9 protein-coding genes are annotated in these 12,718 nt (G+C 43.5%); 4 read left to right on the forward strand and 5 right to left on the reverse strand.

Features of this window, described 5'->3' with window-relative positions:
* Window positions 1–194: 194 nt before the first annotated feature.
* The 3 genes from QJS82_RS10100 (at window position 195) to QJS82_RS10110 (ending at window position 2,617) form a co-directional block, all read left to right on the forward strand.
* Entirely contained in the window at window positions 195–647 is a 453-nt protein-coding gene (locus tag QJS82_RS10100) for a CidA/LrgA family protein (protein WP_281490383.1), read from the forward strand.
* Window positions 648–669: 22 nt separating this feature from the next.
* Complete coding sequence (locus tag QJS82_RS10105; RefSeq protein WP_201620210.1) at window positions 670–1,359, forward strand: LrgB family protein; 690 nt, start codon at window positions 670–672, stop codon at window positions 1,357–1,359.
* A 445-nt stretch (window positions 1,360–1,804) separates the two neighbouring features.
* Window positions 1,805–2,617, forward strand: a complete 813-nt coding sequence (locus tag QJS82_RS10110; RefSeq protein WP_281490384.1) for a lytic transglycosylase domain-containing protein — start codon at window positions 1,805–1,807, stop codon at window positions 2,615–2,617.
* Window positions 2,618–2,756: 139 nt separating this feature from the next.
* Here QJS82_RS10110 and tsf read toward each other — a convergent pair whose 3' ends face one another.
* The 5 genes from tsf to QJS82_RS10135 form a co-directional block, all read right to left on the reverse strand.
* Entirely contained in the window at window positions 2,757–3,638 is an 882-nt protein-coding gene (tsf, locus tag QJS82_RS10115; RefSeq protein WP_201625063.1) for a translation elongation factor Ts, read from the reverse strand.
* A 364-nt stretch (window positions 3,639–4,002) separates the two neighbouring features.
* Window positions 4,003–4,806: a 30S ribosomal protein S2 gene (gene rpsB, locus QJS82_RS10120; RefSeq protein ID WP_281490385.1), complete on the reverse strand. Its 804-nt coding sequence runs from the start codon at window positions 4,804–4,806 to the stop codon at window positions 4,003–4,005.
* Window positions 4,807–5,118: 312 nt separating this feature from the next.
* On the reverse strand, window positions 5,119–6,378 hold the full coding sequence (locus QJS82_RS10125) for a multidrug effflux MFS transporter (RefSeq protein WP_281490386.1): 1,260 nt from the start codon (window positions 6,376–6,378) through the stop codon (window positions 5,119–5,121).
* Window positions 6,379–6,666: 288 nt separating this feature from the next.
* Complete coding sequence (locus QJS82_RS10130) at window positions 6,667–7,479, reverse strand: crotonase/enoyl-CoA hydratase family protein (protein ID WP_201619870.1); 813 nt, start codon at window positions 7,477–7,479, stop codon at window positions 6,667–6,669.
* Window positions 7,480–7,660: 181 nt separating this feature from the next.
* Window positions 7,661–11,170: an ATP-binding protein gene (locus QJS82_RS10135; RefSeq protein ID WP_281490387.1), complete on the reverse strand. Its 3,510-nt coding sequence runs from the start codon at window positions 11,168–11,170 to the stop codon at window positions 7,661–7,663.
* 462 nt (window positions 11,171–11,632) lie between these two features.
* Between QJS82_RS10135 and cysM the strand changes: the two genes are divergently transcribed.
* Complete coding sequence (gene cysM, locus QJS82_RS10140) at window positions 11,633–12,604, forward strand: cysteine synthase CysM (protein ID WP_281490388.1); 972 nt, start codon at window positions 11,633–11,635, stop codon at window positions 12,602–12,604.
* The last annotated feature ends 114 nt before the right edge of the window (window positions 12,605–12,718 follow it).

The raw sequence follows: 12,718 nt of genomic DNA on the forward strand, positions 1-12,718 counted from the left end.
TGTTAAAATCTCTATGTTAAAACGCATCCGAAAAATAATACCAGTAATACTCAGTTGCTAAGTTGCACAGTTATTAATACTGCTAGCTATTGATGCAGTAGGATTTTTTATAATCGCAGCATTAAATGCTATGTACTTTTATTAACTCCCGTTTATACCCTCTCTTGTTATATTTTATTTGGCCAAAATTGCTTATGAAGCCTTCCTCTTCTTCGAACATACCCTTATGGATGGCGTTAATATTGACGCTGATACTGGTTGTGGTAGTTCGTGAATCCGCCGTTATTGTTTGCCAATGGGCCGGTATCGAAAAAGCCGCCAATATCGTTGGTCTGCTGACGATGTTTGTTATTTTGATGGTTTGGCGACTGATAAAAGGGCTGCCCAGTTGGCTAACCCAAGCAAGTAACACCTTATTGGTTGATAGTGGCTTTGCTTTTTTGCCCGTTTCTGCCGGTGCAGGCTTGCTGCTATTCGCATTAGGCGATGAATTTTGGGGTGTGATGCTGACGATGATTATCAGTACACTTATCCCGCTTTGGGGACTGGCTATCCTTGCCAATCGCTCTCTTAATAACAGCAGCGATACAGACAATACGCTTAACGACAATCTGAATACGACCAACAAGCAGAAGGGACAGCATTAAGCTGTAGGAACAAGGCAACGTTATGAGTTTTGATAGTGTGTTTACAGCAACCCTTGCTGCGATATTATTAACCTTGGCAGCGCACGTCATTGCCCGCGTCCTCGCGCGCAAGCTGTCATGGTTGCCAATGGTCATCACCGCATTGGTATTAGTGCTACTGTTTTTGTTTATTTTGCAATGGGATTACAACCATTATTACAGCGTGGCAAAACCGGTATTTGACCACCTATTAGGCTATGTGACGGTATTACTGGCCGTACCATTGGCAGCGATGAACTTTAAAGGCTTGCCGGTTAAAAAGCTCACTATGATTGTGGCGTTGGCAAGCGTAGTTGGCGCCTTGCTACCCATGTCGCTGGCCTATCTATTTTCACTGAGTAACGAGACCATCTTGGCATTTGCCACCCGTTCAGTGACCACGCCGATTGGTCTCAGTGTGGCGGATTTGATTAAAGCGCCACTGGCGATGGCAAACTTGATTATCATTGTTTCAGGACTTATTGGCGGTACCCTAGCGCGCTTCTTATTTCGCGGTATTGACGATGACCGCGCCAAAGGCTTAGCACTTGGCTTAGCAGCGCATGCCTTTGGCACCGTAGAAGCTTGGCAAATCAGTCATACTGCTGGACGTTATGCTGCCTTTGGCTTGGCTGTTAATGGTTTGGTTACCGCTATTTGGGTACCTATCTTTATTAGTGCCCTATCGTCTTAAAATGATTTAAGTTAAATGTAAACACAAAGCCCATCATCCTTGATGGGCTTTAACTTTTACCTAAGCTTATTTTACAGTCTTTTTTAGCTTCATGTCTTAATTACCTTTACCGCAAATACAAAGGCAAAAACCTCGCCATTATAAGCTGCTGAGCAGCATCCCTTCTATTACCATCTTGATTTCATTCAAATTTTTTTTACAAATTAAAATAACTTTTGACTGCGCGTGCACGCATTCAGATGTGGCAAAAACTTATTTTGTGTTATAGTAAACAACTATTATTTTTTGTATCTATTGCAAGTGGTTTTGTTAGACGTGAATTTGTAGGTAGTCGCCATATTTGGTTACTATAAAATCCTACAGACGCGATAACCGCTTTGACGCGCGACCTGACGCGCTTATGGGCAAAGCAATTTGCTATTACTCGATAAAAAGTGATAACCCTATGATAAATATTGCACCTTTAATGACGCGCTGCTTGTCTCCCGTTTTACTGATGGCTATTGCCCTCTCTAGCCTCCCTATCGCCGCTCAAGCAGGCAATATGTATATCTACAAAGACAAAGGCGGACAAGTACTCCTTACCAATGTCAATCCTAGTGGTAATTTTGATAAATTTAACAAAAAAGTAAAAACCACCTATTATAAAGATTCTAACGCTTACAATGCTGGTAGCAATACTAGTGCGGATTACGGTAGCAGCACGGCAAGTAGTAGCAGTGGCCGCAACTCTTATGACAGCTATATCCGTGCTTCAGCCGAGCGTCATGGCGTAGATCCTGCGCTGATGAAAGCTATGATGCATACGGAGTCTGCGTTTAATCCCAATGCTCGCTCACCTGTCGGTGCCCAAGGTTTGATGCAGCTGATGCCAGCGACTGCCCGTCGCTTTAAGGTCAGTAATCCATGGAATCCTGCCGACAATATCGAAGGCTCAGCGAAATATATCGCTTGGCTGATGCGCCGCTTTAACAATAACGTTGAGTTTGCCGTGGCTGGATATAATGCCGGTGAAGGTAATGTCGATAAATATAATGGCATTCCACCGTTTAAAGAGACGCGTAATTATGTCAAAAGTGTGATGAGCCGTTATCATAGCCTATATAAAAATGATTCAGCGTTATCAGGCAAAACCATGAATGCCAATAATGCTACTAGTACCACTAATAGCAGTGGTATGCAAAATGTCAGTTATGGTACCAGTAGTAATACCAACAGTGCCAGTTATGCCAACTCTGCTTACTTAGCGCTACGTTAATACTGATCATTAATATTTACACTCAGCATAAATAGCTTATCTTTTAAATCTTGCAGAAGTAAACAAACACAAAAAAGCCCGTTATATTAATAACGGGCTTTTTTACGATTTATACTACTTGTTTTATATGACTTAAAGCTTACTTGCTAGCAGCTTGAGCGGCAGCAACTTCAGCAGCAAAGTCTTCTTGCTTCTTCTCGATGCCTTCACCAACTTCTAGACGTTTGAAATCAAGTACTTTTACGCCTTCAGCTTTTAATACGTCACCAACTTTTTTCTCATTGTCCATCACGTATGGTTGACGTAGTAACGTTACTTCGTCTAGGTACTTACGTAAGCCACCTTCGATCATTTTTTCAACGATGTTGTCAGGCTTGCCAGACTCTTTCGCTTTTGCTTCAATGATGTCTTTTTCGCGTGCTAGTACATCAGCATCTACGCTTTCATCATCTACTGCAACAGGGTTGAATGCTGCAATGTGCATCGCAAGGTTTTTGCCCGTGTCTGCACTGCCGCCTTCATAAGATACAACCACACCGATACGTAGACCATGGCGATATGCAGCAATGTTTGCGCCTTCAAGTACTTCAACACGGCGGATTTGGATATTCTCACCGATTTTTTGTACTAGAGATACACGTGCTTCTTCAACTGTTTGACCGCCGCCATAAGGCAATGCAGAGATAGCTGCAACGTCAGTCTCATTGTTTTCTAGCGCGATGTTTGCGACTTTTTCTGCAAAGGCAGTAAAGTTTTCATCTTTTGCAACGAAGTCAGTTTGACAGTTAACTTCTAACAAGAATGCTTTGTTGTCGCCTTGAGCGATAATGATAGCGCCGTCAGCTGCGATGTTACCCGCTTTTTTAGCCGCTTTCGCTTGACCTGATTTACGTAGGTTATCAATGGCAACTTCAACATCACCATTTGACTCTTCTAACGCTTTTTTACATTCCATCATGCCAAGACCAGTACGGTCGCGCAATTCTTTTACCATTTTGGCAGATACTTTTACTTCTGACATAAGAGTTACCTTTTATTATATACATGAATATTGTTATGTAGGGGTATGCTTAAAATCTATTCGATAACTTGATTAATATTAAGTAAACATTACTCTTAATATTAGACTTAAGCCTTAATAAAACCACTCATATTTAATGATTATTCATATCATCAAAAAAGCAATGTGGCTCGTATAGACGATAATACTCGCCCAATCATGACACGCTTATTAATTTTGACCATAAACCATTAAGAGCAAGGCATGACGAGTAAAACTACATCATGCCTTTTATGAGCTTATATGCTGTTAATAACCTTATATGAATGCTGATAAGATAACTATCAAGACATCGTTACAAAGTTAAACCTTAGCGGTCAGCGATTTATTCTGCTGGAGTTGCAGCAGCTTCTTCAGCTTTAGCTTCAACTGGCGCTTCTTCAGTAGCAGCAGGTGCTTCTTGGTCAGCTTTACCACCAGCTTGAGTTTGTGCGTATTCTTTACCAGCGATAATCGCATCGGCCATAGAAGTTACATACAAAGTCACGGCACGGATAGCATCATCGTTAGCTGGGATGATGTAATCAACGTTATCTGGGTTAGAGTTAGTATCAACGATACCGATAACTGGGATACCTAGGTTTTTAGCTTCTTTGATAGCAATGGCTTCATGATCTACGTCTACAACGAAGATTGCGTCAGGTAGGCCGCCCATGTCTTTAATACCGCCTAGTGAACGCTCAAGTTTTTCCATATCACGGGTACGCTCTAACGCTTCACGCTTAGTAAGCTTAGCGAAAGTACCGTCTTCAGCTTGCTTTTCTAGCTCTTTTAGACGGTTGATTGACTGGCGTAGTGTTTTCCAGTTAGTCAACATACCACCTAACCAGCGATGGTCAACGTATGGCATGCCAGCGCGAGCTGCTTGCTCAGCGATGATACCGCTTGCTGCGCGTTTAGTACCCACGAACAATACTTTGTTTTTCTTAGCAGCTAGGCCGTTTACGTAAGTCAATGCTTCGTTAAACGCTTTTACCGTGTGCTCTAAGTTGATGATGTGAATCTTGTTACGGGCACCAAAAATATATGGACCCATTTTTGGATTCCAAAAACGTGTTTGGTGACCAAAGTGAGCGCCGGCTTGTAGTAAGTCGCGCATTTCGATTTTGGTTGGATTCTTTGTAGCCATGTTAAATGTCCTGTTGGTTGGGTTATGCCTCCACATCACAAAAACTGCCTATCTAGCGACACGCATCTACCCTTGTTAATGCGCATCAATAGCGCATTAAGCCAATAGTAACTTTGGGCAAATTAATCAAGTCGCCAAACACCCAGCAATTTTTTGCCATGATGTGTGTGTCATTGGTTGATGGGTTGGTTTAAAAAATGAGCTATGATTTGAACGTAAAGAATAATACTAAATGCTAAAAAATAGCTGGGCTGTATTTTATCATATAAGTGAGAGTGACTTCTACTATTATTATATCGCGCTGTTGCTCAACTACTCTGCATTATCCAAATTCAAATTACGGTCTATTTGCCAAATTAAATAAGTGCCGAGACTCATCAGCGCAAACATCGCGATACCGATTTTCAGTACCGGATTGACGGGGAATAAGTTTAATAATAAGCCGCCGAAAATACCGACTGAAAACATCAACGAGCCTTGTAGAGCACTTGCCATACCAGCGCGGCGTTTTTGGAAAGCGAGCGCAATCGCCGATGCGTTTGGCTGCGTCAAACCTAAACCGGCAATACAGAAGAAAATACAGGCTAAAACCAGCGGCAACCATGCATCCGTACCAAAAATAATACCGGTTACAAATAGCGCGGCGGCTGAGATGACCTGCATCATTGCCCCAAAACGCAGAATACTCAAAATGCGAAAACGATTAGTCAGCCATTGATTCAGCTGGGTCAAACCTACGAACCCTGCCGCATTCATCCCAAATAGCCAACCAAAATGGGTGGCTGAGACGCCATAGGTATCCATGATTAATTCAGAAGCTGAGCTGATATAGACAAACATCGCGCCCATTAATAAACCACCGCCTATCGCTGGATAGTTAAAGGTCGGGTCTTTTAATAAATCCCAATATTGGCTCAGCACTTCTTTGGCAGGACGCACATTACGGTTTTCTTCAGTCAAGGTTTCAAAGAAGAAAAACTTGGTCAGTAATAAATTTAACGTCCCAAAAGCCGCCAAAAACCAAAAAATAGAATGCCAACTAAAGAACTTTAAAAATAAAGCCCCAAGAGATGGCGCTAAGATTGGTGCTAAGCCCATGACCAATATCATAATAGAAAAAGCTTTGGCGGTTTGTTTGGCTGTCAGGCGATCACGTATTGCCGCACGCGTCACCACTGCTCCCACGCACGCGCCGAGCGCCTGAAAGGTACGACCGAAAAACAATACGTATTCATTATCGGTTGTCGCACAGACAATCGAGGCAATCACATATAAAGTCATGCCGATATATAAAGGTTTGACGCGACCAACGCGATCACTAAATGGGCCATAAAACAGCTGACCAAATACCAATCCGACAAAATAAGCTGGAACGGAATTGGCCATAAACGCGGTCGAGACACCAAAATCCTCTGCCATCGATGGTAAGGCAGGCAAATACATATCAATCGATAATGGCCCGACTGCAACGATAAGCCCAAGCATCATAATCCATGCAACAGGCAAATCGGCAGAGCGCACTCGGTCAGCAGCATTTGGTTTATTAGGCAGGGAGGATTTTGGAGCAGACATAATTAGACCATATGATAGAGTGATTATTATTTTATTATTGATGCCTGATTTGTTTTGTAATTTTAATAAGCTTTTATTTTAAACCGAGCTTTGTTAAAAATAACTTCTACAAACAATCATGCCTACTGACAAGCAGCAACGCAAGCAGGCTTCAGACAGCGAGACAAGCAGTCTATAAAAACAGATAATGCTATATTGCACTATCTGCTTGTAATTCAATAGACGCTTGATGTGAATAAAACAAACCTGTGTAACTAAAACAATCTATCAATACATGGCTAAGTTTTTCTAACGGAATTGACGTTTGCCAAAAGCGGTACTGGCTTGCTTGGCTTTTCTAAGCGCCAGTTTACGGTTGCGACCAAACATCATTTTTAACTGCCAGACTTTTTCTTTGTATAAAGTAGTAGCTGGCTGCTGGAACATCGCATTGATAACGCGTTTGCTTGCCAGCACCGCATCAGGTGAGCGCTCAGCAAACTCAGCGGCAAGCTTTTGTGCCTGCTCAAGTGGCGTCTCACTACAATGGCTGACCAAACCAAGCGCTTTGCCTTCCTCGGCATCCACGGTACGAGCCGTCATTGCCAGCTCCTTTAAGATATCAGCGCGTACGACGCCAAACCCGGATTGCGTCAAACCCATGTCAGGTACGAGCCCCCACTTGGCTTCCATAATAGACAATTTGCATTCAGGATGGCTAATACGCACATCACAAGCCAGCGCCAGTTGTAAGCCTGCGCCAATACAATAGCCTTCTAAAACTGCAATCACTGGCACAGGAACATCACGCCAAACCAAGCAGACGCGTTGAAATAAGCTTTGCCAAGGTTTAACAAGTTCCCATAGCGCAAAGGCTTGGTTTTTGGGGTGGTTTAAATCGCCCAAATCGATACCGGCACAAAACGTGCCTTCAGCGCCATTAAGAATCACTGCGCGTATGCTTTTATCTTTACTGATACGACCAGCGACCGCTATCAACTCTTCGACCACTTTAAAACTCATGGCGTTCTTTTTTTCCGGTCGATTAATGGTCACCGTTAATATATTGTCATTGGCGCTGACTTGTAATGTCTCATACTGGTAAGTGGCAATAGCGTGCATAATCATCCTTAATAATAAATAAAACAACTGTAATGGTTGGTGCTCAGATTAATATTAACAGCCTTGCTTCAACCCTTCCTTATCAATAACTGACTGCTAGGGTATCGTTTATCATCAAGACCATCGAAGTTCTGTCTCAACTCTAGCTCAGTTTTGCCTCAGCCCTATAAAACCAGCTGCCTTAAATCATTTTCCACGTCATATCATTTTCACTTAAGCGGTGATAATTAAGCTGCGGATACGCCGATAAATCCAGTGTTTGTAAGTTATTTAACGCGGTCAATAGTGCTTCATAATAAGGCTCAAGCATCGCAAATTGAGCGGGCGTGGTATGTTGGATATTTAATAAGCATTTATCCTCTAAATCTTGGCTGGCTTGACGTAACTGCGGCACGCCCGTATAGCGACTGCCGCCTAAGATACGATGGGCAATTTGCGCCAGCGCATTGCGGTTGCGACTCTCCCATGCCTGCATCAATGCTTGCTTTTCATCATTAATGGTATCGAGCATCATAATAATCAGCTTGGCAGCCAAATCGGGTTTATTGGCTGAACGCGTTAAGGCATCTTGCCAATTTAAAATCTCCGAGGTATCAAGGGCGTTTGCCCCCAAGTTCGTATTACTTTGCTCTTGCGTTGTCTCTACATTTTGCTCATCTTTAACACTCTCTGTCATTTGATAGGGCGGATAAACCAATGGTGCTTGCCCCTGCCCTTGATAGGGCAAATTCTCATAGCGTGGCTTTTCATAGCGTGGCTTCTCGTAACGTGGTTGGGTTTCGCGCGGTGTTTCGCGTCTATAATCTTCACGCGGCTGACTGTCACGCAAATAGTCATCGCGAATTTTTTTGAGCGATAAAGGTCGGGTGATTTTTGGTGGACTGATCGCGTCAGCATCTCTATGAGAATCAGCATCGCGATGACTATCATCGCCTTTAACCATCGGATAAGTCGGCGCTGTCAGACCTGTATACGCCGTTAAAGAATCTTGCGTTAATGTATTGTTAAAATTAGAACTTGGTAAATCCGAGCTGGGCGAATTTTCAGCGTGTAAATCATCATTAGTAAGGGCGGTTAATGGCGGCACTGAAGTGGTACGGCCAAGCCATTTTTGTAGCACTTGTAATAATTGTGGCTGACTAATAGGCTTACCGACATAATCATTCATACCACTAGCAATCAGCTTCTCGCGCTCATCAGCTAAGCCATGAGCGGTCAAGGCAATAATGGGAATATGATGATCAGGGGTTTCGATATTACGGATTTGGCGCGCCGCTTCATGCCCTGACATACGCGGCATTTGAATGTCCATAAATATCAAATCAATGCTGTTTTTGTACGCTGCATTGCCTTTATCATCTGTCGTAGCATCGTCAAGATGTAATGAGTTAACCGCTGATTTACTGACATCATCGCGGGCTTCAGCCTTAGATATTTGGGTCTTTTTCGACAGACTTTGTTTTTCAGTTTTAGCGGTTTTGATATGTTTGGTTTGCTGTTTACTGATGATTTCTATCGCATCAAAACCACTACTGGCGGTAATCACATGGATACCAAGCTCACTTAATAGCGCATCAAGCACCAGTAAGTTTGGTAGATGATCGTCGACGGCTAAGACGGTAACGCCCTTCCAGCGCGGCTCTTGAACGCCACTCGGAGCGCTGCGCTTTTGCGTATCAAGCATGGCATAGAGCTGCCTTTTATCCAATGGCTCATACAAAATATTGGCATGATAACGATTGAGCAGTGCTTGGTCGGCGGCAACTTGATAGCCAAATACTGCCAACTTACCCTGATAATGCAGGCGAATTTGTTTGAGTAGCGCCATCATATCGTCTTGGGTATCATCATCCACGATGACCCAATCCCAATAGTTGCCGCGCTCTTTGAGCGACTCAAGTACGCCCGGTAAAGAGTTGGCTTGGGTCAGGGTAATCGGTAAATGTTGTAAGCTGGCTTTCAGCACCTGTATCGATGCCGTATGATTGATCCAAACCAGCACATTAAATTCGTCCGTATCGCTGGCAAGTGGCGCGAGCACGGGCAGTTCAATCGTTTGCCCAGTCGCCGCCTCTAAAACATCGACATGGGCTGGCATCCGAAACCAAAACGTTGCTCCTTGGTTAGAGATATTTTCTTGCACATTGTCATAAAAGCCAATATCGCCGCCCATCAGCCGCGTTAACTGCTTGGAGATGACCAGACCCAAACCGGTACCACCATATTGGCGCGTAATCGACGGATCGCCTTGGCTAAAGCTTTGAAAAAGCATTTTTTGGTCAGATAATGAAATCCCTTTACCGCTATCTTGCACACTAATCATTAAGTAATTATCGCGATGATCGTCTAAGCTAACGCGAACGACCACATCGCCGCTATCGGTGAATTTAATGGCATTACCAACGATATTGGTCAGGACTTGTTTAAGACGCAAGGCATCGCCGTTGATACGCATCGGCACGTCGTTATAAAACAACACCGCCATGCGCAGCCCTTTTTCTGCAGAAACCGGTGATAGCATATCGACCACATCATAAATGGTGTCATAAAGGTCAAACTCGTGACGATCAAGTACCAATTTACCCGCTTCAATCTTGGAAAAATCCAATACATCATTCACGAGTGCCAATAAATGCGCCGACGATTTACGGATGGTTTGTACATACAAATCTTGTTCAGGATTAAGCTCGCCGTGCCGCGCCAGCAAATTAATAAAACCATCGATACTGTTTAAGGGTGTACGCAATTCATGACTGATATTGGCCAAAAATGCCGATTTTGCTTGGCTGGTTGATATTGCGGCATCACGGGCATTACGGATAGAGATGTTTTGCATTTCCATCTCATCAAATGCCAAGCGCAAATCATCCTCAGTTTGCTCGGCGTGATCTTTTAAATCTTGGAAGCTGGCGTGTAGACGGCGTAAGGTTTTGACCAAATCTTGCTGTAATAAATTCAACTCACCATTCGATTCAACCGGAATAGGCTGATAAAGATTGTCTACATGGGTACGTTGTAATTGCAAACGTAGCTCGTAAATCGGCGCAATCCAACGTTTTGAATAAATATTTAAGCTTAATAACAAAATTAAAATGGTAAATAAGCCGGTAATCGCCAGCGCCATGGCAATACGATAACGGGCAATATAAAGCGGCTCGTTATCCATATCGACCATCAGCCACACTTGCTGCCCGTCAAACTCACCCAAAGTACTGCCGTAAGCTGTGCCAATAGGCGTGGGCTTTTGCGATAAAAAGCGCTCTGATGCATCTATCAGTGGCCATGCCTCATCGATACCATAGCCGACACTGGCCAATACTTCATTGTTTTGATTGATAATGGCAATACGTTGGACATGCTGCTCCGACTGCATGCGCCCGAGCCTATCTTGAATACCTTCTAACGTCGCTATTGCTACTTGTGACTTAGTATCGGTCTTGCTTTTACCGTCGCCCGTTTCTGCTTGCTGCTTTTCTTGCTCTAATAGTTCAGGGACGAGCTCCGCAATCGCCGGCGTATAGCGAATCAACACCGCCTCTGCCAATACTTCCTGTTCAGAATTACTGGCGCGCATGGTTTCATAAAACACCAAAATACCACCTACCGCTGCCAATAAACAAATCGGCAAAAACACCAATATAATCAGCTGACCATAAGCGCTACTGGTATCAAAACGTTTTTTGTAAGCCATGCTGGGTTTACTCTCCACTGATATTGGTGACAGATATTATTGGTGATAAATATTGTACGATGCGATTATGCGTTAATAATTGGCTAAGCACTAACGGCAAGCCAGCAATTATAGCTTGAGATTATCTTAGCAGGATTCTATCAGAGGCGGTTAGCCATTCATTGACTCATCTTCATTAACCAATGCTTATTAAGCAAGCGTTATTGCTCAACAAGCCGCGCCTCATATTTATGCTTAATCATTTATACATTAACGTAAATACACAAGGTTATAAACAAACAAGCTATCCTCAATAAAAATTTATGCATTAAGCGCAGCTGAAAACAAAATGATATAATGACGCAACTTTTTATTGCATCACCCTCAATACCTGATAGTCATGAAGTACTGGCCTGTTAATGTCTTAGTACCTATCATTTAAACAGCGCCTATTAAAAACTTAATAATTAATAAGGATACCTTATGTCCGCTACGGCCCAGTCAAACGCCAATTTTATTACGCAAATCACTGACCTTGCCGATTGCGTAGGTCAGACGCCATTGGTTAAATTGCATCGTCTGCCTGAGCAAGAGCAGATTGCCAATGGGGCCGTGGTACTTGCAAAGCTTGAAGGTAATAACCCTGCTGGTTCGGTAAAAGACCGTCCAGCGTTTAATATGATTTATCAGGCTGAGCTGCGCGGTGATATTAAGCCGGGCGATATGTTGATTGAAGCCACCAGCGGCAATACCGGTATAGCTTTAGCCATGGTTGCAGCGATGCGCGGTTATCCGATGACCTTATTAATGCCAACCAACTCGACCCAAGAGCGTAAGGATGCCATGACCGCTTACGGCGCGACGCTAATCGAAGTCGACGAAGGTATGGAAGCAGCACGAGATATGGCGCTGCAGATGCAAGCGGATGGTAAAGGTATCGTCTTAGACCAATTTAATAATCCTGATAATAAACAAGCGCATTATCTCACCACCGGTCCTGAGCTATGGGCGCAAACTGACGGTAAAATCACTCACTTTATCAGCTCTATGGGCACCACTGGCACCATCACTGGGGTGGCGCAATATCTTAAAGAGCAAAACCCTGATGTTAAAATCATCGGTTTGCAGCCTGATGAAGAAGCGTCTATCGCCGGAATTCGCCGCTGGCCTGCTGCTTACATGCCGGGTATTTTTGAAGCCGACTTGATTGACGACATCATGGATGTCGATCAGCATATCGCTGAAGTCTATATGCGCAAATTGGCCAAAACCGAGGGCATTTTTGCTGGTGTTTCTTCAGGCGCGGCCGCTTGGGCAGCCGTCGAAGTCGCAAAAGAAAATCCAGACGCGGTTATTGCCTTTATCGTTTGTGATCGCGGCGATCGTTATTTATCAACCGGCTTATATAATGTTATCGACAACGATGCTGACGACAGTAACGTGAAGACAGCCTAGTTCGTGCAAAATAAAAAATACGCACAATGCAGCAGCATAAGCTCATAAATCATAAGCTCAGCAATGATAGTTTTATCAATCATCAACCAAAGCCAATAGTTAGGTAGGATTATT

Origin of the sequence: Psychrobacter maritimus, assembly GCF_029953575.1 — a bacterium.
In the GTDB taxonomy this organism is placed as follows: domain Bacteria; phylum Pseudomonadota; class Gammaproteobacteria; order Pseudomonadales; family Moraxellaceae; genus Psychrobacter; species Psychrobacter maritimus.

Bases quoted from the DNA above. Each gene is read 5' to 3' on its own strand.
- QJS82_RS10100 (WP_281490383.1), top strand. From the start codon at position 195: ATGAAGCCTTCCTCTTCTTCGAACATACCCTTATGGATGGCGTTAATA.
- QJS82_RS10105 (WP_201620210.1), top strand. From the start codon at position 670: ATGAGTTTTGATAGTGTGTTTACAGCAACCCTTGCTGCGATATTATTA.
- QJS82_RS10110 (WP_281490384.1), top strand. From the start codon at position 1,805: ATGATAAATATTGCACCTTTAATGACGCGCTGCTTGTCTCCCGTTTTA.
- tsf (WP_201625063.1), bottom strand. From the start codon at position 3,638: ATGTCAGAAGTAAAAGTATCTGCCAAAATGGTAAAAGAATTGCGCGAC.
- rpsB (WP_281490385.1), bottom strand. From the start codon at position 4,806: ATGGCTACAAAGAATCCAACCAAAATCGAAATGCGCGACTTACTACAA.
- QJS82_RS10125 (WP_281490386.1), bottom strand. From the start codon at position 6,378: ATGTCTGCTCCAAAATCCTCCCTGCCTAATAAACCAAATGCTGCTGAC.
- QJS82_RS10130 (WP_201619870.1), bottom strand. From the start codon at position 7,479: ATGCACGCTATTGCCACTTACCAGTATGAGACATTACAAGTCAGCGCC.
- QJS82_RS10135 (WP_281490387.1), bottom strand. From the start codon at position 11,170: ATGGCTTACAAAAAACGTTTTGATACCAGTAGCGCTTATGGTCAGCTG.
- cysM (WP_281490388.1), top strand. From the start codon at position 11,633: ATGTCCGCTACGGCCCAGTCAAACGCCAATTTTATTACGCAAATCACT.